This window comes from Xenorhabdus anantnagensis, assembly GCF_028598555.1.
In the GTDB taxonomy this organism is placed as follows: domain Bacteria; phylum Pseudomonadota; class Gammaproteobacteria; order Enterobacterales; family Enterobacteriaceae; genus Xenorhabdus; species Xenorhabdus anantnagensis.
In genome coordinates, this window is sequence record NZ_JAQRFN010000006.1 from 93,274 (window position 1) to 118,354 (window position 25,081).

Consider the following 25,081-nt stretch of genomic DNA (forward strand, 5'->3'; position numbering starts at 1 on the left):
TATAGATAAATTTCATTTCACTAAAACACAATAGAAATTCATTTATCCATCAGTGGAACTCAATGTACTTTCATCTATCACATAAATATTATTGTGAATATTCAAAGGGATTAAACACTATTATTTTCAACAAAGAAAACTGATTCTTGCATTCTGGTTAAATCTTAATTATTAGATATTATTTATATAACATGCTGTTTCCATATTATAAATTTTCATTAATAAACAAGACGCGAGGATAACATCAACCTACCTGATGAAAATAATGAAATATTCCATTCAAGTTTCAGTTTTGTTGATCACACCTTAAAATACATTAAATATATTTACGTGTTTCAACTTAATCTTAAACGAGGTTATTATGAAATTTAAAATTATTCTAATTATTCTTATTGCTACTGCTACGACAATGAATAACTATGCTTATTCTTATGCTGGAAACTGTGACAAAAATCTGAATAAACAAGGTTATGTAACTTCAGTTTTTTTAGGCGTAGATGACAATAAAGATGCAAGAATCACATTTGGTTTCAACCCAATAAATTCAAAAAATACGATAACAATATCTCTTTATAATTATATAACTAGCACTGATAATAAGCTTACCTTTGATTCGAATGCGAGTAAAAAGGCTCGAGCAGCATATTCTCTTTTTAAGCAATTAAAATATCTGGTTACTTCCTTACTCCTTGCTACGCATCGAGTAAGGTAAGTAACCACTACCCATTTTCCGTTGGCATACAAAAAACTTAATTTACCATCTTATCCCGAATAACCTGCTGTTCGCGATTTTTCCGCATGCGCCACAAAACTTCCAATATCACAAACCACACTGGCGTACCGTAAAGCGCAATACGGGTGTCGTAATCAAACACCATAATCACCACCGTAAAGGCAAAAAATATCAAAGTACACCAAGTCATGGGAATGCCCATCGGCATTTTATAAATGGATTTTTTATGCAAGTCAGGCCGTTTCTTTCGGTAAGCCAAATAAGCAAGCAATATCATACACCAACTGTAAACAACCATGATGGCTGCCACTGTAGTCACAATAGTAAATAATTTCATTACATTGGGAATGATAAACAGCAAGAATACACCAGATATCATGCAAATAACCGAGAACATCAAGCTGAAAACAGGAACCGCGCTTTTTATCGAAAGTTGCCTAAATTTACTATGCGCCAACTTTTCCGTCGACAGACCATAAAGCATTCGGGTACAGGCATATAGCCCACTGTTCGCTGAAGACATAGCCGAAGTCAGCGCGACAAAGTTTATCACCGCTGCTGCTGCCGGCAATCCGGCCAGTGCAAACAGTGTCACAAATGGACTTACATCTGGTGAAATATGTGACCATGAGGTAACAGCAATAATGCACATGATGGAAAGCACATAAAAGATAATGACTCTAATAGGAATGCTGTTGATCGCTTTCGGCAAAACTTTCTCTGGCTCTTTAGTTTCAGCCGTCACAGTGCCGACCAGCTCAATACCTGTAAAGGAGAAAATGGCAATTTGAAAACCCGCCAGAAACCCGAATACCCCATTCGGCAGGAATACTTCTGGCTCCGTCAAATGACGAACAGAAGCTGTCACGCCATTGGGTGAAGTCCAACCCACAAAAACCATGCCAATGCCAACAATAATCAAGGCAACTATCGCTACGACTTTAATCATGGCAAACCAGAATTCCGTTTCGCCGAATAGCCGCACTGAAAAAAAGTTACATAAGCACATTAATCCCAAAATGGACAGTGCCGTTAGCCAAAGCCAACTATCGGGGAACCAATACTGGATATACCCACCGCAGACCACAACATCTGCGATGCAACTGACGACCCAGCTCATCCAATAAGTCCATCCCAGAAAATAGCTGGCCTTATCCCCAAGATAATCAGCTACAAAATCGGCAAACGTTCTATAATCCAATTTGGAGAGCAACAACTCCCCCATAGCCCTCATTACCATAAAAGCGAAAAAGCCAATCAGAAGATAAGTCAGAATAATTGAAGTCCCTGATACGGCAATGGTTTTTCCTGTCCCCATAAATAATCCCGTACCAATAGCACCTCCAATTGCAATCAACTGGACATGACGTTTACTTAATCCACGATAAAGTTTCTGCGCACCTGCGGATTGCGCCACAGGTGTTTTTAAGGGTTTCGTCATCAATAACCTCTACGGCTTGCTTTTTTATGAATTTATTATGTTAATTCCGCCAACAACAAGCCTGCCCGTAGCCCAATAGCAACATGGGCATTGGGAAACAGAATAAAGTTTGCAGGAGACTTGATTTTCCAAGATTGATTTTGCTGGCGAGCGATTTCAAAACCTTCCGATAATTCAGTGAAGTTTTTCGTATCCTCTGGAATATTGAGCTGAAAACTGTCGTGTTGTTTGATCATTGCATCAATCACGCGATAGCGTTTAAGTGTCGGTTTATCTCGTTTGATTGAAGACAAGCCGGAGATCAAATCCTGCAAGGCCGCGGTAATATTACTGAACCTTGCCAGCTCATTTTGCCCAAAAGGCAGTGCCTTACCTATTTCCAGAGTACAACTGTCCGCATTGAAATATTCGCTGGTAAAGTTACTGAACGTACCTCCGAGCGTGTTATGAAACACCAGGGCATCAATATCACTATCTTCCAACCATTGTAAAAACCCAGCGGCATATTCACGCGTCTGATATGGCAACAAAGCAAATTGCTCATGACAGGAACCTCGAATTGCGGTATGAAGATCAAGGTGTCTGCGCTTGGCTGATGCCATAACTGCCGGCTCATTAAAAAATTGACGGATAACAGATTCCAGCTCCATTGCGCGCGTCGATTCATTCCCTACAGGGAAATTTTGATAACGACCGCCAAACATACGGTTGAGATCATGATCAATATATCGCCGCCCTTCACGCATAGCGGGTAAGTTGCCGAATATCAACAAAAGGTTGTGCTGCAATGGCAAGTGTCCCTGCGCCAGTTGTGACAATAACTGGATAAGTATTTCCACAGGTGCCGTTTCATTACCATGAATTCCGGCTGAGATAATCAACGTATCGGCTGTTTTTTCTGATGAAGATGATTGCTGTGATTCTTGTGATAACGGTGATTCTTGTGATAACGGTAATAGCTGCAACACGCCTTCTGCCAACCACGACGATTTAATTGTTGGCGGAAAACACAAGTTATTTTCGATTTTATTTTCAAGCAACTTGTTTTCAAGCAATTTATTTTCAAGCAATAAGCCCAGTAAGTCCATTTCATCTCCTGATTAGCGTTGAAACTCGTATATCGAACCAAGATTGAGGATTTGTGTCAGTTCATCAAGGGCAGAATAGACTTCGTTTAATAGTTGAGGATCAACTAAATCAGCCGCATACAGAGAATCTCGATAATGACGCTCAACCCATGCCGTCAGGCGTTGATACAGTTCTGGTGTCATCAAGGTAGCAGGATTTACCGCCGCTAACTCTTGTTCGTTCAAAACAACCCGGAGTCGCAAACAAGCTGGCCCACCGCCATTGCGCATACTTTCCCGCAAGTCAAAGAAATGGAGCTTATTGATGGGGGAATTTTCTTGCGCAATCAACTTTTGTAAATAGGCCGAGACATTGTGATTTTGACGGCACTCTTCCGGCAAAATCAGCATCATGTTGCCATCTGGTTGGCTCAATAGCTGGCTATTAAATAAGTAGGATTCGACCACATCTTGAATTTTGACTTGCTCTGTAGGGACTTCAATGACAATCAAGGTATGCCCAAGCTGCGCCATTTTTTCCCTTAACTCGTTCAATACTGACGGCTGATTCAAGAAAGCCTGCTGATGATAGAAAAGCACATTGCGGTTGCTGACTGCGATAACATCGTTATGAAAAACACCACTATCAATGGCAACCGGATTTTGTTGGGCAAATACGGTTCTGGAACGCTCAAGCTGATGCAGGCGGGCAACTGCCTGACTCGCCTCCAGCGTTTGCCGTGCGGGATAACGCTCAGGCGCGATACCTGCCTGTAATGCTTTGCGTCCGTAGACAAATAACTGTACACCGGCTTCGCCATACTCGCCGCAAAAACGATTATGGTTCGCTGCCCCTTCATCTCCCCAATCTGCATGTTGTGGCAGAGGATCATGATGGACGAAATAATTTTGATCAGAAAACGTCGCTTTCAGGGCACGTGAAGTCGTGATGCTTTCCAGAGAACGATGCAACTTCTTATTTAAGTTTGCCACCGTGAAATGGACACGCTGATCCGCGCTATCTGCTGAAGGGGAAACCGTTGCTGCATTTGCAGCCCACATGGAAGAAGCAGAACTGAGATTGGACAACAATAATGGGGAATATTGTGCTGCTTTATTGAGTACCTGTTCGTCACTGCCCATAAACCCCAGTTGTCGCAAGGCAGGGAGATTAGGACGTTGCTGCGGGGGCAAAACCCCCTGCACCAATCCCATATCAGATAATGCCTTCATTTTCATCAATCCCTGAAGTGCGGCTTTGCGGGGATTGGACTCTTGCCCCCGATGATTCATGGAAGCCTCATTCCCCATTGATAGTCCGGCATAATGATGGGTCATTCCCACCAGACCATCAAAATTTGCTTCAATTCCCGACATAATCACCTCTAACATCCTATTTATTAATGAAAAAATTAAGGCTGGAAGAAATCAAGACTGAAAGAAATCAAGCCCTGGAGCCAGTGTTTCCGGCAGAATCAAATTGTCAGCCGTCAGGGATGCCATCGGCCAAGCACAATAATCTGCGGCATAATAAGCACTAGGGCGATGATTCCCCGATGCCCCAATACCACCAAATGGTGCTTTACTGGATGCTCCCGTCAGCGGCTTATTCCAGTTCACAATCCCCGCTCTCGCTTCCTGCAATAATCGCTGGAATAAAGAAGCATCAGGAGAAATCAGCCCAGAAGCCAGCCCAAACCGTGTATCATTCGCAATCGAGATGGCTTCATCGAAAGTGGCATAGCGCCTTAAAGTCAGCAGAGGGCCGAAATATTCTTCATCGGGGACGTTTTTAACCTTGGTCATGTCGATAATGCCGGGAGTCATAAACGTTGAATGTGGATCAGGCTGGGTTAAGGTGAGCAAAGCAATCCCCCCTAAAGCCAGCAACCTGGACTGAGCTTCCAACAAACTTTCCGCTGCCGCCAAAGAGATTACCCCCCCCATAAAAGGCTGAGGCTCAGCATCCCAATGCGCTGGGACAATCTGACCTGCGGCATCAAGTAGCCGTCGAATTAACGCATCTCCTTTCTCTCCCTGTTTCACCAGCAACCTGCGGGCACATGTACAGCGCTGGCCTGCGGAGATAAAAGCGGATTGGATAATGGTGTAAACTGCCGCCTCAATATCTTCATAATCATCTACAATCAGAGCGTTGTTTCCTCCCATTTCCAGCGCCAGCATTTTTTCTGGTTGGCCGGCCAGAACACGATGGAAGTGAAATCCTGTTGCTGCACTGCCGGTAAACAACACACCATCAATTTCACGACTCTCCAGCAACGCTCCGCCAGTTTCCTTGCCTCCCTGAACCAGATTCAAAACGCCTACCGGCAATCCGGCCTTGATCCATAACTCTACGGTTTTTTCGGCTGTTATAGGTGTCAATTCACTGGGTTTGAACACGAGTGTATTACCGGCGATCAATGCAGGAACAATATGTCCATTCGGTAAATGGCCCGGAAAATTATAGGGGCCGAAAATGGCCATGACGCCATGGGGACGATGCTGCAATATTGCCTTACCATCTGGCATGGACATTTCAGAATATCCTGTCCGCTCTTCCCATGCTTCTATAGAGATGGCAATTTTACCCATCATGGATTGGACTTCTGTTCGTGTTTCCCACAGCGGTTTACTGGTTTCTTCACTGATCACACGGGCGATATTTTCTTTTTCCTGTTTTAACAACTCAGCGAATGTTTGAATAATTGCAATACGTTTTTCAACCGCCAGCCTGGACCACGCTGGAAATGCCTTACGGGCAGATTGGCAGGCATCATCCACCTGACGGGCAGATGCTCCATCTGCCTGCCATATAACCCGTTGATCAACAGGGGAACATTTGGTGACAGGCAATCCCTGCCCTGCTATCCATTCACCGCCAATGTAATTTGCTTGATGATTCATGATGAAAGCCCTTAAGAGAAAAGAGAAACAAAGCGTATTGGATCGCCATCATTCACATGCAGCGCGTCCATCTCCGCTGAGGTCAAATCCAGTTCATCGCCTTCCACGGGATGGGAAAAATTCAAAAGTAACGCCCTGAATTCCTCAAAATGCAGATTAGAAACGATGTGCGGTATGCCATCCTGCGGCCGATGGAGATCTGTCATTTTTTTAGCATGTACAAGCCGGCTGGCTTTGACTGTGCGTACATTGTCAATTTCCGCATCCAAAATGGCACCGGCATCAAAAATATCGACGGCACCGTTATAAGCGAACCCTTCTTTTTCTAAAATGGTACGGGCAGGTACGGTATTTTCATGCACCTGACCGATAACCTGACGGGCGTCTTCAGATAATAGGGGGACATAAATCGGGTAGAATGGCATTAATTCCGCAATAAAATTTTTTGTGCCAATCCCCGTTAAATAATCCGCCTGCTCAAAAGAAACATTGAAAAAGTGTTGCCCCAGTGCATTCCAAAACGGGGATTCCCCTTGGTTATTCACAACCCCACGCATTTCCGCAAAAATAGATTTAGGAAAAAGATGCCTGAATGCAGAAATAAACAGAAACCGGCTTTTGGAAAGAAAAACGCCATTGCCTCCTCCCTGATAATCAGGGTTAAGGAACAACGTACACAATTCGCTGGACCCGGTATAATCCTGCCCGACAATCAACGTTTCAAATGAGTTATAAACGCCCAATTCGCGGGAAGCCCGCACTGATTTATGTACGCGGAAATTGTAGAAAGGCTCTTCCAGCCCAACAGCAACTTCCAACGCACTGACACCAACAACACGATGCTTTTCCGTGTCTTCCAAGGTAAATAAAAATCCTTGTTGTGCTCGTCCCCTGGCATCGTTGAAAGAATCAATGCTGCGTGAAATCCGTGCCGTCAGATATTCCTGATTATTTGGCAATGTCGTCAGGCCAACGCCAGCACGGGACGAAAGATTGAGGATATCCCCCAGATCTTTATGTTGAACGGATCTAAATAGCATCATGATATCACCTCAAATCGGCTTTATTCCTGAACAAATCGCTTGAGGGCGTTTTCAAGGCGGATGAAACCGTCGTTGATATCCTGCTGTTCGATATTTAACGCAGGAGTAAAACGCAACACATTAGGGCCGGCTATCAAGGCAATCAATCCTTCTTCCGCAGCGATATTGGTCAGGGTTTTCGCTTTGCCCTGATATTTTTTATCCAATTCAGCCCCCAGCAATAACCCTTTTCCGCGCAATTCACTGAAGACCTGATAACGTTGATTAAGCTCGGACATGCGTCTCATAAATTCATGGTGACGCTCTTGTACCCCCGCAAGAAACGCCGGCTGATTCACCAGCTCGATGACCTTACCGGCAACGGCCGCCGCCAGCGGATTTCCACCAAATGTTGTCCCGTGAGTTCCCGGCTGGAAAGCCTCTGCGATATGTTGTCTAACCAACATGGCACCAATTGGGAACCCACCACCAAGCCCCTTGGCACTGGTCAGAATATCGGGTTCTACGCCCGTTTCCTCGTAGGCATACAAATACCCGGTTCGGCCGACGCCAGTTTGGATTTCGTCAAAAATCAGCAACGCCTGATGTTGATTACATAACTCCCGCAGTGCTTTCAAAAATGCAGGCTCGGCAGGGATCACACCTCCTTCCCCAATGATCGGCTCAACAATCACAGCACAGGTTTTTTCTGATATGTGAGCGTCGATATCGTTGAATGGCAGGTGGGTAATTTGCTGCGGTAATGGAGCAAAGTCTTGGGAGTATTTAGGTTGTCCACCTACAGTCACAGTAAATAATGTTCTGCCGTGGAAGGAGTTTTCAAATGAAATAATTTCGTTCTTATAATTTCCATATTTATCGAGAGAATACTTTCTGGCAATTTTTAATGCAGCTTCATTTGCTTCTGCACCTGAATTACAGAAAAAAACTTTATCTGCAAATGTATTTTCAACCAGAGATTTAGCCAGTTTTAAAACAGGTTCATTTGTATAACCATTACCAATATGCCAGATGTTTTCCATTTGAAAACTTAATGTATTCTTTAATTCATCATTGGCATGCCCTAATGAGTTCACGGCAATTCCACCAGCGAAATCAATGTATTCCTTACTGTCCTGATCCCAGACACGCGAACCTTTAGCAACGACCGGAATAAAATTTGCTGGTGAGAAACAGGGAACCATATACTGGTCAAACCAATTTCTTTGAATCGTGTTAGGCATTCGTTTTTCCTCAAATAATTAGGATATAAAAAGAAAAATAAATTTATATATCATTGAATATAATTTTTAATGAATGGTTCCATTTAGATCATCAATTCATTGTTTCGATACATTTCCAATGACATTATTATCGCAATATCTTTTTTATCCTTTTGATTAGTAATTAACCTCATAATCTCTTTGGGGATTAACAAAGTCAACACAATAAAATTACAATAAATTTACTTTTATGATGTTTTTCACAATTTATAACAATGAATTTATTTTAGATTTATGCATCGTTTATGCATAAAAAAATAAATAAAAAAGAGGTATATAATCGAAGATAAAGGAAATAGAGTATTACCACTCAATAATTATTCACAGATCATTGACACCCATTATGCCCATGATCTAAAAAATGTATTTGCAATTAACAATTTTTACACTAAATGCCAATAATATTGTTAAAAATCAAACAATTAAATTAAAATATTTCCTATTTTTACCTTATAACACAATGTCGCTGATGATCTGAGAATGCCAAATTTTCAGGAAAATTACAGTGACTTTACACTGTTAACACGGATACCTGGATTTCGATCCCCTACTGATCCTTATCCCTTAGAAGATACCGTGGCTTTTGAGGATTCATAAGTTTCTTTATCCAGTTAGCCAACTCTTCCGGTGAAAATTGTTTTGCTCCCATTTGCAATTCTTGAAATAACATCCTGTATTGATCACCACAGTGTCCTACAAAATAGAAATACTTTCTTACTTTGTTTCCCTATCATTTATAGATACCCAATAAATTCTATTATTGATTAAAAAATATTACTCAGATAATTTATTTAATATAATTAGGTATTATTATCATTCACATAGCGAGTGATTTTTATCACAATTATATTTATTAATATTGCCATGCTATAAATCACGCTTGCAGTTTGATAAGAAAAAAACAACCATAATGGATTGAGTAGATATATGAATTTTCATATTAATTATAACCTTCGACAATGGCTTGTTTTTTATGACTCTAATAGCTTATTTATATCGTCAATCATGGGTATTACTGCTAGTATCGACAATAAGCGCATTAATTAGTGGGTTTGCCGGTGCTTCGATAGTCGGGATGATCAGTCAAGGAGTAACAGAAAAGATCAACCTAACCTCATTCCTCTGGAGCTTTTTTGGTATCTGTTTTATTTTTTTTATTACTAAAACCGTATCAGAAATTACATTATCCCATTTAGCCCAATCCACGATTTTTTCATTGCGCCTAAGTTTAAGTAACAAAATCTTGCGTGCACCACTCAAAAAACTACACAAACTTGGGCGACACGGTTTATTGGCAGTTTTAACTAAAGACGTCGATGTTTTCGTACATTCCTTTATGTTGGCGCCGGCTGTTTTTGGTAATGTCACCCTAATCATAGCCTGTTTTAGTTATTTAGCCTGGATGTCTTGGCAACTGTTTCTCATTCTGGCTGTATTCAGTCTTATCGGAATGTATCTGTTTTATCTGTGGGAAAAACATCCATTGAAATTAATGACACAGATGCGTGATCAAGTAGATAAGATATACCTTAATTTCCAAAGTCTGATTGACGGCAGCAAAGAGCTGCAACTCAATAAACAAAAAGGCAATCTTTTTATCAGTAAAGTAATTGCCCCGGCAGCTAAAGTATTCCAAGAGATTTGTATTAAAGCGAACACCAGCTATGCCTGGGTCATTAACGCCAGTGCGGTTACATTCTATGTCATTATTGGCTTAATCGTCTTTGTCATTCCAATTTGGATCCCTCAAGAACCATCAACGCTGGTTACTGTATCACTGCTTGTTCTCTTCTTATCAGGCCCGATCAGTGAGGTTATCGGCGCAATTCCAGAACTGAGGGCAGCGGAAGTCTCATTGAATAAAATGCGTCGTCTTGATAGCCAGTTGGAAGAAGTATTGTCCGTACAAATTGAAGGCCCTAGCCCATTCAACAGCCAACGGCCAATCGAGCTTGAACTGAAAGATGTTATTCACCATTACACGACTGATAAAGAAGATCGCCAGTTCGCACTCGGCCCATTGAGTTTGAAAATATCACAAGGCGAAATTGTTTTCATTGTCGGCGGGAACGGCAGTGGGAAAACAACGCTTGCCATGTTGCTTGTTGGTCTGTTTGAGCAAGAATCCGGTTCAATCTTACTAAACGGTGTACAAGTAACGTCTTCCAATAATGAGCATTATCGTCAAAATTTTGCTGCCGTTTTTTCTGATTACCATCTATTTGAGCAATTACTCAATAGCGATGCGAATGTCACCGAAAAAGCAACGCATTATATTGAAGCATTAAACATGACACACAAAGTTAAAATTGTTGACGGCGGATTTTCCACAACAAATCTTTCTGCGGGTCAACGGAAACGACTGGCATTAGTGTCAGCCTATTTAGAAGACCGTCCTATTTATCTATTTGATGAGTGGGCAGCCGATCAAGATCCGGTATTTAAACGCTTATTCTATACTGAACTACTGCCTGAATTAAAAGCCAGTGGTAAAACTGTCATAATTATCAGCCATGATGATGCTTACTTTGATATTGCCGATCGTATTATCAAATTAGAAGATGGTCATATTAAAGAAATAAGCAATAAAAACCATTACACCCCATGAATTCCAAACTCCAATGTAAGATTAAAGATGAATGACAGAGTTGATTATAATATGATCAACAACAATGAAATTGAAATTAAATGATATAGAATGAAATAAAGCTCAATAGCAAAGAGCCTATTTTATTAGGCTCTTATTTCACTTTATATACCTAATAGAATTTGAGTGACGATGTGAACATAAAATCACCATTAACAATAAACTTTAACACATAACACCTATAATAAAATTAGACACATTAGAAAGACACTATTAGAAATGTGTAATAAAACAATTTAATGTAAGATTATCTAATATTGCAAGGAACATAATTTCTTTCAGAGATGAAATGGAATTAAGCAAACATGAAAAATAAGACTGTTCTTTTTTATTAGAATGGTCAGCTATTTTTATGCTGCTGGTTCTGGATACATAATTATTTATACCAAATAGTACTATATATAGTGTTTTTTTAAACAGGAATAGGCTTGTCGTCTATTTCATGGGCTATTTTTATCAGTTTAAACTCAAGTGTGATTTTTTGTTTTATCAGTTCTCATGTTTTTATTTTTAATGTACCCATAAAAGGGAGCTATAGAATGAATTACCCTGAAAAATTGAAACCATTCCCTTTATCGGAAGCTCAAAGCAGCCGCTGGTTTCAATATCAAATTGATCCTGATAAACGAGGTCAAAATAATAGTGCATTTTGTGCTCGCATTAAAGGCTTAACAGCCGAGAGCCTAGAAGAAGCTCTCAATAAATTGGTGGAAAGACACCCGATGCTGCGAGCAGTTTTTGGTCTATATCACGGCGAATTGGGCTATTGCATCGCAGACAGCTCTGAAATCACACTCACGATACATGATGCCCAACACCTTAGCGAAGAGACTCTTAAACAACGGGTTCAAGACGATTGCTGGCACCCGTTTGATCTGGCACACCCACTTCGGGTTTATGCCAGCTGGTATCAGTGCAATCCACAAGAAAGCGTCATGGTGCTGACCTTTGATCATCTGGCCGTTGATGGCTGGTCTTATTGGGTGCTGTTAGATGAACTTGATGCACTGCTTTGTGCAAAACCTCTGGAACCCGCCCCCGAAAATAGTTTCCATGATTATGTGGAATGGCAGCAAAAATGGTTAAACAGTGCCAGTGCCAAAAAACAACAACAATTCTGGCAAAATACGTTGTCAGGCAATTTAGCCGTATCACAATGGCCACCTAAAAACAGCACCCTGCCGGCCACAGGAAAAGTATCCTTAAATAAAATAATAGGCAAGTCACTGACGCATAAACTGCAAGCGTTGGCGCAAAAATATGATAACAGCCTGTTTGCCATCTTTCTGGCCGCCTATCAAATCCTCCTGAGCCGTTATACCGAGGTGGATGATGTCATTATCGGTTCCATCATGCCGGGAAGAGGCCGTGCCCGCTGGGGAAAATTGGTTGGTGAATTTATCAATCCCGTCGCCTTACGCTGCCAGATAGACGGTGATATGACGGTACAAGAACATATTACACAAGCCACTAAAACCATCCGTCAGGGTATTGAAAATCAGAAATATCCCTTCTCCAAAGTGCTGGAACAACTGAAATTGCAACGCAATGCAGAAGTTCATCCTGTCTTCCAGACAGTGATGATATTCCAAAAAGCCAGATACATTGGCGACTTGACCACACTCTGGATGGCAGAAAATGACGATGTCACGGTACAGTGGGGAAATGCAGAGTTGCGGCCTTTTCCTTACCCTTTATATGCCGATGTCCCTGTTCCATTAATGATGAATGTCTTGGAAGTCGGTGACCAAATCGGTTATGCCTTTCATTATGATACTGCGATATTTGATGCCGAATTCATCTCCCGGCTTATGCGGAATCTCTTAACCCTGCTGGAAACCATGGTGGATGATGAACAACGATCAGTTAATCGTTTGCCATTGATGGATGAACAGACTCGTCAGCAAGTTATCCATGATTTTAACGACACAGAAAAACCTTTCCCGCAACACGCTTTAATTCATCAACTTATTGAACAGCAAGTGGAACGTAACCCGGCTGCAACTGCACTGCTGTATGGTAATACTCAACTCAGTTACATGGAGTTGAATCAGCGAGCTAACCAGCTGGCCCACGCCCTTGTCGAAGCGGGTATTCATCCAGATGATCGCGTCGCCATCTGCATGGAACGCAGTCTGGATATGGTCATTGCCCTGCTGGGAATTTTAAAAGCCGGCGCTGCCTATGTGCCACTCGACCCGGAATATCCTACCGATAGACTTGCCTATGTTTTGTCAGACAGTGAACCTGTGATCCTGCTGACTCATCTTGGCTTGCAAGAAAAACTGCCGGCAACCGAAATTCCTGTCTGGTTTTTGGATAATCCAACCATTCAGGCCAACATCACTTACCAATCTGACGACAACTTAGAGGCCGCTCGTTTGGGGCTGACATCGCGTCATATGGCCTATGTGCTCTACACGTCTGGTTCTACGGGTTTACCCAAAGGAGTGATGGTAGAACATATTGGGGTGGTTAACCTGCTGCTCTCAATGCAGGAAATACTGCAAATTACTGCCGATGACACGATGCTCGCCTCCACAACCATTGGCTTCGATATCGCCGGGCTGGAACTCTATTTGCCCTTGTTCATCGGCAGCCGCATTGTCTTAGCACCATCACTGGCGGCTAAAGATCCTAAGCAATTAGAAGAGTTGATCGCAGCACATAACATCAAAATTGTACAGGCGACCCCCACCTCCTGGCGAATGCTGCTCGATTCCGGCTGGACAGGCGCAAATATTAAAGCATTAAGCGGCGGAGAAGCATTGCCACACGAATTGGCACAGCGCTTAAAAGAAAAAGTCAGTGGCCTGTGGAATCTATACGGGCCGACAGAAACAACTATCTGGTCAACGGCATCCAGCAATCTTTTGATAGAGCAACAGGACAACCATCACACTCAATCTCAAATAACGATTGGCCGTCCGATAGCCAATACCCAGATCTATTTGCTTGATAAGCATAACCAGCCCGTTCCTATTGGGGTAACCGGTGAAATTCATATCGGTGGTATTGGATTGGCACGCGGTTATTTGAATTTACCTGAATTGACCGCAGAACGCTTTATTGCCGATCCATTCAATACTGATCCTGATGCTCGTCTGTACAAAACGGGCGATCTGGGACGCTGGCTACCGGATGGCAACATCGCCTATCTGGGACGCAACGATTTCCAAGTCAAAATTCGCGGATTACGCATTGAACTGGGTGAGATTGAAACCCGGCTGCTCCAGTGCACTGACATTCGTGAAGCCGTGGTGATCGCCCGTGAAAACGGTGTGGGTGATAAACGTCTGGTCGCCTATTTAATTCCAAATAAGGATTGCACACAGGGCATCTCTCAACTGCGTGAACAATTAAGCAAAAATCTCGCTGATTACATGATACCGAGCGCATTTGTGATGATGGAGGCTTTTCCTCTCTCTCCAAATGGCAAACTCGATCGCAAGTCTCTGCCCGCTCCCGATCATTCAGCCATGTCAACCCGCGAATATGTGGCGCCAGAAGGCGAAACCGAAGAACAATTGGCCGCCATTTGGAAAGAACTATTGGGACTGGATCGGATCAGCCGCTATGACAATTTCTTCGAATTGGGTGGTCATTCTCTGTTGGTGCTACAGCTACAGTCGCAAATCAAGAAAACATTTGATGCTGAATTATCCATTCATCAACTGTTTTCCCATTCAACCCTCTGTCAGCTTGAAGAATGCATTATCGACTCTCTATTACTGCAATTCGATTCAGAGTCTCTGCAAGATATTTATAAATCAATGAATTAGATTTTACTTTACATTGTTTTGAGTGGTGATAATCAAATGAATAATAACGAGCTTTCATCTCTACCATTAGCTGAACGCAGAAGACTACTTGAGTTAGCCAAATCAGCCAAACTGACCCGCCAGTCTACTCAACAAGCAGAAATCACGCCTCAGGCGCGTGCCCAATCGGACGATAATGGTAGTGGCGTGCCATTATCCTGGACACAGCAACGCTTATGGTTTCTGGCTCAATTAGATCCTGCCGCACAAACGGCATACCATATGTCAGTGGGATTGAACTTACAGGGCAAACTGAATCTGAATGCCTTGCAAGCGGCCTTGGATCGCATTGTGGCACGCCATGAAATTTTGCGTACGACTATTGTGACGGTAGAAGACAAAGCACAGCAAATCATTAGTGATACCGATTGCGGTTTTTCCCTGATACAAGAAGATTTCAGCCAGCTATCTTCTTCAGGGCCATATTCTTCAGAACCATCTTCTTCAAAACCATCTTCTTCAAAACCATCTTCTTCAAAACCATCTTCTTCAAAACCATCCTCTTCAGGGCTATCAGAACAGCAGGCGGCAATTGAAAAAGTGGCCTGTCTTGAGGCAAATCATCCCTTTGATTTTGTTAATGGCCCGTTGGCACGGGGACGACTGCTCAAACTGGCAGAAGAGCAGCATATCCTGCTGTTAACTCAGCACCATATTATTTCTGATGGCTGGTCAGTCAGTGTATTTATGCAAGAACTGTCCACACTTTATCGCGCATTCAGTCAAGGGCAACCAGATCCACTGCCAGCCCTGACAATTCAGTATGCTGATTATGTTCTCTGGCAGAAAAATGGGTTACAGGGGGAAGTGCTGGAAAAACAAATTAATTTCTGGCGCAACACTCTGCAAGACGCTCCCACCCTTCTGGAATTACCCACTGATCGGCCACGCCCAGCGAAACAAAGCTATATCGGCGGACGCGTTAATATTGCGCTATCACCAACATTACAGGCAGGTTTGAAAGATCTCAGCCAGCGTCATGGAACCACCTTGTTCATGACCCTATTGGCCGGATGGGCTACCTTGCTCTCCCGCATCAGTGGTCAGGATGATATTGTGGTTGGTACTCCTGTCGCTAATCGCCAACAACCTGAATTAGCCCCTTTAATCGGTTTCTTTGCCAATACATTGGCGCTACGAGTGCAATTGCATGATAACCCCAGTGTCAGTGAACTGTTGGCACAAGTGAAAAAACAAGCAATCAATGCATTCGCTCACCAGAACATGCCTTTCGAACAATTGGTCGAAATCCTGCAACCTCCGCGCAGCCTGAGCCATAGCCCAATTTTTCAGGTCATGCTGGCAACAAATAATACGCCGGGACAACGGCATTTCGAGCTGCCCGGATTAGTGCTGGAGGAACGACCATTAATCAGAGACAGTTCTTACTTTGATCTGACATTAACTCTGGATGAAACTGAAAATGGTTTAGTGGGTGATCTGGAATATGCCAGTGATCTATTCGATCACGCGACGATTGAGCGCATAGTCAATCACTTGAACACGTTGCTGGCAGCAATGGTCTCTGATGACAGCCAACGAGTGGCTGAACTGCCGCTGATGACGCCACAACAGAGCAAACAGTTGTTGGTGGATTTTAACGACACCGCACTCACTTACCCGCAGGATAAGCTGATCCATCAGCTATTTGAACAGCAGGCAGAATTGACGCCTGAAACGATTGCCTTGGTGTATCAAGATACTCAACTGAGTTATGCGGAGTTGAATCAGCGTGCCAACCAACTGGCACACAACCTGATTGCCTTTGGCATACGCCCAGATGATCGCGTGGCTCTGTGTGTCGGACGCAGTCTGGATATGATCATTGGCATGTTGGGTATTCTCAAAGCAGGAGCCGGTTATGTTCCATTCGATCCAGAATACCCTGCCGAACGACTGGCTTATCAGTTGTCAGACAGCATCCCAAGGTTATTGCTGACCCAACAACATTTACAGGCAACTTTACCAGTGACGGAAATTCCGGTCTGGTCACTGGATGGTGAAAATCATCTGAATATCGTGGCACAACAGCCGACACATAATCCTGATGCCAGCCAATTAGGTCTTTTGCCACACCATCTGGCCTATATCATCTATACCTCTGGTTCAACCGGGTTGCCAAAAGGCGTCATGCTGGAACACCGCAATGTGGTCAACTTTATCCATGCCCAACATCAAATCAGTCAACCTCAGCCGGAAGATCGCATTCTGCAATTTGCGACTATGGCATTCGATACCTCAGTGTCTGATATTTTCCCGACTCTGGCTGCGGGAGCCACTTTAGTCCTGCGCCCTGCACATATTCGCGTACCAGATGCAGAATTTATCGACTTTTTAAACCAACAAAAGATCACTATTATGGATGTGCCAACGGCTTTCTGGCACCAGTGGGTACAGGAGATGAAAGCCGATCGCACAGGTTTCAGTCCCTACCTGAATACGGTCATTGTTGGCGGTGAAAAAGCGGAATACCGTCATTTAGTGAGTTGGCAGTCTCTGCCAGATATGCAATTCTGCCGTTGGATCAACTCTTACGGCCCGACTGAAACCACCGTTACAGCCACCAATCTGATTTTAAGTGATAACGCTTACGCCATCACCGACACCATTCCGATTGGTCACCCGAACGCCAATACGCAAATCTATATTCTGGATACATTCGGACAACCTGTTCCCATCGGCGTCAGCGGAGAAATGCATATTGGCGGGGATGGTGTCGCTCGCGGTTACTTAAACCGTCCAGAACTGACGGCAGAACGCTTCGTGCCCGACCCATTCAGTAAAAAACCCGATGCCCGCATGTATAAAAGCGGTGATCTGGGGCGCTGGCTACCAGACGGTAACATTGAATATCTGGGACGCAATGATTTTCAGGTCAAAATACGTGGCTTCCGTATTGAATTGGGCGAAATTGAAGCGCAACTGGCGATTTGCGACGGTGTCAAAGATGTTGTCGTCATTGCCCGTGAAGAAGCGACCGGCGATAAACGTCTGGTGGCCTACCTGATACCACAGCCGGATGTTACGCTTATCCCTTCCCATCTGCGTGAGCAATTGAGCATCCACCTGATGGAGCACATGATCCCCAGTGCATTTGTCATACTGGACGCTTTCCCGCTGACCGGCAGTGGTAAGTTAGATCGCAAAGCCCTGCCTGCACCGGATCATACTGCAATTGCCAGCCGTGAATACGAAGCGCCCCAAGGGGAAATCGAGCAGAAACTGGCGGAAGTCTGGCAATCCCTGCTTGGGCTGGAGCACGTGGGACGCCATGACAATTTCTTTGAGCTGGGTGGGCACTCTTTGCTGACCGTGCAAATGGCTTCCCGCTTACGTCAGGTTTTCAACACTAAACTGGACTTACAGGATCTGTTCACACGTCCAATCTTGTCAGATTTAGCGCAATCACTGAGTGCAGACAGCCACTCATTATCATCACACCAGCCAACCCAACAAGTGATTTTACCTGTCAGCCGACAACAAGCGCTTCCGCTCTCTTGGGCACAACAACGCCTGTGGTTTCTGGCACAGTTAGATTCTGCCGCCCAAACGGCATATCACATATCGGGTGGATTGCGCCTGAAAGGCCAGCTAAACCTGAATGCCCTGCAAGCGACTCTGGATAGAATTGTTGCCCGCCATGAAATTCTGCGCACAACCATCAAAATGGTGCAGGGTACAGCCCAGCAAATCATTGCCGGTGCGGATCATGGTTTCAATTTAACCATTAAAGATTTCAGCCTGTTAACGGAGACAGAAAAACAGGCTGCCATTGATGAAGCCGCTCAGTTTGAAACTAACCATCCCTTTGATTTTGCACAGGAACCATTAATTCGCGGCCAACTGCTGAAACTCACTGATGATGAACATGTTCTGCTGTTGACTCAACACCACATGATTTCTGATGGCTGGTCACTAAACGTCTTAATCTATGAGCTGACAACCCTCTATCGTGCTTTCATTCAGGGACAAGACGATCCGCTGCCTGCGCTGACCGTGCAATATGCTGACTATGCCCTCTGGCAGCGGCAATGGCTGCAAGGTGAAGTGTTGGAAAAACAAGTCAATTTTTGGCGCGAAGCACTGCAAGGTGCTCCTGCTTTACTGGAACTGCCAACAGACAGAACACGTCCTGCGGTTCAGAGCTATCGTGGGGATCAAGTCGCATTTACGCTCTCACCTGAATTAAGTGATGGCTTAAAGGCGTTGAGCCAGCGCCATAGTTCCACATTATTCATGACATTACTGGCAGCCTGGTCAATCTTGCTTTCCCGCATCAGTGGTCAACAAGGTAATGATCAACAAGATATTGTCATTGGAACACCTGTCGCTAATCGGCAGCACAGCGAATTAGAACCGTTGATCGGCTTCTTCGCCAATACGCTGGCGCTCAGGGTTAGACTGGAAGATAACCCCACAGTCAGCTCGTTATTGGCACAAGTAAAAGCGCATGCATTGGAAGCCTATGTTCATCAGGATTTGCCATTTGAACAACTGGTTGAAGCACTGCAACCGCCCCGCAGCCTGAGTCATAGCCCGATATTTCAGGTTATGCTCGCGCTGGATAACACGCCGATACAGCAATCCCTTGAGTTATCCGATTTGGTGCTGGATGAACTGCCATCAGCCCGAAACAGCACTCATTTCGATCTGTCACTGTCCATGAACGATACCGATAATGGTTTGGTCGGTGAATTGGAATATGCCAGTGATCTGTTTGATCGTGAAAGCATTGAACGACTTGCAAGCTATTTGCAAACTCTGTTGGCAGCAATGGTTGAGGATGATTCTCTGCGAGTGGAAGAGTTGCCACTGCTGCAACCGCAACAACGTAACCAATTATTGGTGGATTTCAACGATACAGCGCGGATTTATCCGCAAGAGGTGCTGATTCATCAACTGTTCGAGCAACAAGCAGAACAGACACCTGATGCAATCGCATTAGTGTTCGGCGATAGCCAACTGAGTTATGCGGAACTGAATCATCATGCCAATCAACTGGCCCATCACCTGATTGCGTCTGGTGTTCGCCCTGATGACCGCATTGCTATCTGTGCCGATCGCAGTCTGGATATGATCATTGGCATGTACGGCATCCTCAAAGCAGGCGCGGGCTATATTCCCCTCGATCCGGAATACCCCGCCGAACGACTGGCCTATCAGTTATCAGACAGCAAGCCTGCATTGTTGCTGACTCAGCATCATTTACTGGCTCGCTTGCCAGTGCAGGACATACCTGTCTTGCTGCTGGACGATGACAACCATCGTAACGCCGTGGCGCAACAGCCCAGCCATAACCCTGATGTCCGGCAAATGGGGCTACAGCCACATCATCTGGCCTATATTATTTATACCTCCGGCTCCACCGGACAACCCAAAGGGGTCATGCTGGAGCACCGCAATGTAGTGAACTTTATCCACGCCCAGCACCAAACAAGCGAACCAAAGCCGGGCGACCGTGTCCTGCAATTTGCGACCGTGGCATTTGATACTTCAGTGTCTGATATTTTCCCAACCCTTGCATCGGGAGCGACACTGGTTCTGCGCCCACCTCATATCAGAGTACCGGACGTAACCTTTGTCGCCTTCTTGCGCGAGCAGAAGATCACCATCATGGATATGCCAACCGCCTTCTGGCACCATTGGGTGCAGGAAATGATGGCGGGTCGCAGTGGTTTCAGCCCTTATCTGCACACCATCATTGTGGGCGGCGAGAAAGCAGAATACCGTCATTTAATGAATTGGTTGTCCAGTGCGGAAACTCAATCCTGCCGCTGGATTAACTCCTATGGCCCGACGGAAACCACCGTTATTGCCACAACATTAAAGCTGGACAGCAAAAATCCACTGCATTTTGAAGGTATCATCCCGATTGGTTATCCACTGCCCAATACCCGCATTTATATTCTGGATATACATGGTCAACCTGTTCCTGTTGGGGTGAGTGGCGAAATCCATATTGGTGGCGCAGGTGTTGCCCGTGGTTATCTGAACCGACCCGATTTGACGGCAGAGAAATTTGTGGCTGACCCGTTCAGCGAACAAGCAGATGTCCGTATGTATAAAACAGGGGATCTGGGGCGCTGGCTGCCCAATGGCACCATTGAATATCTGGGACGCAACGATTTTCAGGTCAAGATACGCGGCTTCCGCATTGAATTGGGCGAAATTGAAACCCAGTTGGCGGCCTGTGAAGGTGTCAGCGATGCCGTCGTCATTGCCCGCGAAGAAGGCATGGGTGACAAGCGTTTGGTCGCTTACCTCATTCCACAATCAGGCGTCACACTCAACCCTGCCCATCTGCGTGAGCAACTGAGCACCAGTCTGATGGAACATATGCTGCCCAGTGCGTTCGTGATTCTGGAGGCTTTCCCGCTATCCGCCAACGGCAAACTGGATCGCAAAGCCCTGCCGGCACCAGATCAATCTGCCATCGTCAGCCGTGAATATGAAGCGCCACAAGGAGAAACTGAACAAAAACTGGCGGCAGTTTGGCAATCCCTGCTGGGCTTGGAACAGGTAGGCCGCCACGACAACTTCTTTGAACTGGGCGGGCATTCATTGCTGGTGGTCAATTTGATTGAAGAACTACGCCAGCACGATCTATTCCTTGATGTCAGTACTGTTTTCTCTGCACCAACACTGGCAGCTATGAGCACACGTTTAAATCAGAATGCAGCTCAAGGCGTTACCGAACTGACTGTTCCGCCAAACCTGATCCATGAAAATAGCCAAACTATTACACCAGACATGCTGCCACTGGTGGAGTTGACGCAAAACCAGATCGACCAGATTGTAAACCTTGTTCCTGATGGGGTTGCCAATATTCAGGACATCTATCCTCTGGGACCATTGCAGGCAGGCATCCTGTTCCACCATTTGCTGGAAACAGAAGGCGATATTTATCTGGACAGTCAGCTCATGGCATTTGACAGTCGGACGCGTCTGGATACGTTCTTGAACGTGCTTCAACAAGTGATTGACCGACACGATATCCTGCGCAGTGCTGTGTACTGGCAAGAACTGCCAGAGCCTGTTCAGGTCGTTTATCGCCGTGCGCCGTTGCCGATTATTGAACTCACTTTATCAGCAGAAGAATTATCAGCAGCAAAGAGCGCAGAAACACAATTACGTCGTCTCACTGATCCTCGCACGGTACGGATAGAGATCACCAAAGCCCCACTTCTGACGGCACATATCGCCCAAGATCCTGAGTCCGGACAATGGTTGCTCTCCTTGCTGCACCATCATTTAGTTTGTGACCACATTTCATTAGGGATGATCTTCAATGAAATTCAGGCTCTGATATTAGGAGAAAATGACAACCTGCCGGCTCCTTTGCCTTATCGTAACTTTATTGCCCAAACCCGCAGCGTGCCGCTGGAAGTTCATCAAGCCTATTTCCGCGAACAGCTAGGGGATGTCGACGAGCCGACCCTGCCGTTTGGATTACTGGATGTACAAGGCAGCCATCGTGATGAAAGCAGTCTCAATAAAAACGATTCCAATGAAAAAAATCTCAGTGAAAGTAATTTCAATAATAAAATAGTAGAAAATACCGTCACACTGAACAGTGAACTCGCCCAAAACCTGCGTAATTGCGCCCGCCAATTGGGCATGAGTTCTGCTGTACTGTTTCATGTTGCATGGGCACAAGTATTAGCTCGGTGCAGCGGACGGGATGATGTCGTATTTGGTACGGTTCTGCTGGGACGTTTACAGGGCGGTGTCGGGGCTTCCGAAGTTCTCGGCATGTTTATCAATACCCTGCCTATCCGCGTTCGGTTACAGACTCGCACCGTCAAGGAAGCTGTACAACAAACCCATCAACAACTCAGTGAATTACTCGATCACGAGCAAGCATCACTGGCTGTTGCCCAGCGTTGCAGTGGCATTCAGGCACCATTACCACTGTTTAACAGCCTGCTGAACTTCCGCCATAGCCCACACAATGAGTCTCAACCTGAATCACTGGCTTGGGAAGGCATGCAGATACTCAGTGGCGAAGAACGCAGTAACTACCCGCTGTCGCTGGATATTGATGATTTTGACGATGGATTTGCGCTCACCGCACAATGCAGTCAGCAGATTAATCCGGCACGTATCAATGCCTATATGGATATGGCGCTAAAAGGAATTGTCGCAGCCCTGCAACATGCACCGGAGCAGAAAATTGAATCGCTCGACATTCTGTCTCCAGAAGAGCGCACTCAATTACTGGAAACATTTAACGATACCGCCGTCGAATATCCGCAAGATGTCTTAATCCACCCGTTGTTTGAACAGCAAGTGGAACGGACACCTGATGCCACCGCGTTGGTGTTTGGTGACAGACAATTGAGTTATGCCGAACTGAACCACCACGCCAATCAACTGGCACATCAGCTCATTGCATCCGGCGTGCGCCCTGATGATCGCGTAGCCATTTGTGTCGACCGCAGTCTGGATATGATTATTGGCATGTACGGTATCCTCAAAGCTGGTGCGGGTTATATTCCGCTCGATCCTGAATACCCTGCCGAACGACTGGCTTATCAGCTATCGGACAGCCAACCTGCGCTATTGCTGACTCAGAAGCACTTACAAGAACTTTTGCCAACACAGGGCATACCTGTCTGGTTGCTGGATGATGAAACTCACCGCATTAATGTGGCAAAACAGCCCGACCATAACCCTGATGCCAGCCAAATGGGCCTCCAGCCACACCATCTGGCCTATATCATTTATACCTCCGGTTCAACCGGACAACCCAAAGGGGTCATGCTGGAACACCGCAATGTAGTCAACTTTATCCATGCCCAGCACCAGACCAGTGAACCTAAATTGGGCGATCGTATCCTGCAATTTGCGACCGTGGCATTTGATACTTCAGTATCTGATATTTTCCCTACCCTTGCATCGGGTGCCACACTGGTTCTGCGCCCACCTCATATCAGAGTACCGGACGCAACCTTTGTCACCTTCTTGCGCGAGCAGAAAATTACCATCATGGATATGCCAACTGCCTTCTGGCACCACTGGGTACAGGAGATGATGGCGGGTCGCAGTGGTTTCAGCCCCTATCTGCATACCATCATTGTGGGTGGAGAGAAAGCGGAGCATCGTCATTTAATGAGCTGGCTGTCCAGCCCGGAAACCCACGCCTGCCGCTGGGTCAACTCCTATGGCCCGACTGAAACAACGGTTATTGTCACCACTCTGACGGTAGATGACAGACAGGTTCCGTATACCGATGACAACATTCCGATTGGTCGCCCGTTGCCCAATACCCGTATCTATATTTTGGATACCCTCGGTCAGCCTGTTCCCGTTGGTGTCAGTGGTGAAATTCACATTGGTGGTTTGGGTGTCGCACGGGGTTATCTGAATAAGCCGGAAATGACAGCAGAGAAATTTATTTCTGATCCATTCAGCGAACAAACAGATGCCCGTATGTATAAAACGGGGGATCTGGGACGCTGGCTGCCAAACGGCATGATTGAATATCTGGGACGCAACGATTTTCAGGTCAAGATACGCGGCTTCCGTATTGAGCTGGGAGAAATTGAGGCGCAACTGGCTGCCTGTGAAGGCGTCAGGGATGCCGTGGTGATCGCCCGCGAAGAAGAAACCGGTGACAAACGTCTGGTGGCGTATGTCATACCACAATCCGACTTCACGCCCGATGCCAACAGCCTGCGTGAACAACTGAATACCCATCTGGCCAGCTATATGGTGCCCAACGCGTTTGTCATGCTGGAATCCTTCCCGCTGACCGGAAGTGGCAAATTAGATCGCAAAGCACTGCCAGCGCCGGATCGTTCAGCCATCGCCAGCCGTGAATACGAAGCGCCCCAAGGGGAAATCGAACAGCAGATCGCCACCATCCTACAAGGCTTATTGGGGTTAGAACAAATAGGACGCCATGACAGCTTCTTTGATTTAGGAGGAAACTCCCTATCAATCATTCAGTTAATGGCAAGATTGCGTGATGAGTTCCATCTTGAAGTGTCTATCCAAGACATATTTGCTCATCCAGAACTTTCTGAACTCGCTGAGCTTATCGCGTCAAGACAGATCGAAACCTTTTTCGTACAAGAAGATATCGAATCGCTGCAAAAAGAATTGGAGCACTTGTCTGAAGATGAACTGCGTGCCCTGCTAAATGGAGATAATTAATT

10 protein-coding genes are annotated in these 25,081 nt (G+C 45.2%); 4 read left to right on the top strand and 6 right to left on the bottom strand.

Features of this window, described 5'->3' with window-relative positions:
- The first annotated feature begins 361 nt into the window (after positions 1-361).
- Positions 362-712: a hypothetical protein gene (locus PSI14_RS06715; protein WP_273575146.1), complete on the top strand. Its 351-nt coding sequence runs from the start codon at positions 362-364 to the stop codon at positions 710-712.
- 37 nt (positions 713-749) lie between these two features.
- On the opposite strand, the gene PSI14_RS06720 is transcribed toward PSI14_RS06715, so the two are convergent.
- Genes PSI14_RS06720 through PSI14_RS06745 form a run of 6 tightly spaced genes read right to left on the bottom strand, consistent with a single transcriptional unit; the run spans position 750 to position 8,414 of the window.
- Positions 750-2,174: an amino acid permease gene (locus tag PSI14_RS06720; RefSeq protein ID WP_273575147.1), complete on the bottom strand. Its 1,425-nt coding sequence runs from the start codon at positions 2,172-2,174 to the stop codon at positions 750-752.
- A gap of 35 nt (positions 2,175-2,209) precedes the next feature.
- Entirely contained in the window at positions 2,210-3,262 is a 1,053-nt protein-coding gene (astE, locus tag PSI14_RS06725) for a succinylglutamate desuccinylase (RefSeq protein WP_273575148.1), read from the bottom strand.
- 12 nt (positions 3,263-3,274) lie between these two features.
- Positions 3,275-4,618, bottom strand: a complete 1,344-nt coding sequence (gene astB, locus PSI14_RS06730; protein ID WP_273575149.1) for an N-succinylarginine dihydrolase — start codon at positions 4,616-4,618, stop codon at positions 3,275-3,277.
- A 51-nt stretch (positions 4,619-4,669) separates the two neighbouring features.
- Positions 4,670-6,148, bottom strand: coding sequence for a succinylglutamate-semialdehyde dehydrogenase (astD, locus tag PSI14_RS06735; RefSeq protein WP_273575150.1), 1,479 nt, complete (start codon positions 6,146-6,148; stop codon positions 4,670-4,672).
- Positions 6,149-6,159: 11 nt separating this feature from the next.
- The gene (gene astA, locus PSI14_RS06740; protein WP_273575216.1) at positions 6,160-7,188 is read right to left on the bottom strand and encodes an arginine N-succinyltransferase; all 1,029 of its coding nucleotides are present in this window, start codon (positions 7,186-7,188) and stop codon (positions 6,160-6,162) included.
- A 23-nt stretch (positions 7,189-7,211) separates the two neighbouring features.
- A complete protein-coding gene (locus tag PSI14_RS06745; protein WP_273575152.1) occupies positions 7,212-8,414 on the bottom strand; it encodes an aspartate aminotransferase family protein in 1,203 nt (400 codons plus the stop codon).
- Positions 8,415-9,426: 1,012 nt separating this feature from the next.
- On the opposite strand from PSI14_RS06745, the gene PSI14_RS06750 reads away from it, so the two are divergent.
- The 3 genes from PSI14_RS06750 to PSI14_RS06760 all read left to right on the top strand — a co-directional run bounded on the left by PSI14_RS06750 (position 9,427) and on the right by PSI14_RS06760 (position 25,079).
- Entirely contained in the window at positions 9,427-11,061 is a 1,635-nt protein-coding gene (locus PSI14_RS06750; protein WP_273575153.1) for a cyclic peptide export ABC transporter, read from the top strand.
- 578 nt (positions 11,062-11,639) lie between these two features.
- Entirely contained in the window at positions 11,640-14,882 is a 3,243-nt protein-coding gene (locus tag PSI14_RS06755) for a non-ribosomal peptide synthetase (protein ID WP_273575155.1), read from the top strand.
- A 186-nt stretch (positions 14,883-15,068) separates the two neighbouring features.
- Positions 15,069-25,079 carry a non-ribosomal peptide synthetase gene (locus PSI14_RS06760; protein ID WP_442316485.1) on the top strand — a complete coding sequence of 3,337 codons (10,011 nt, stop codon included), beginning with the start codon at positions 15,069-15,071 and terminating at the stop codon, positions 25,077-25,079.
- The last annotated feature ends 2 nt before the right edge of the window (positions 25,080-25,081 follow it).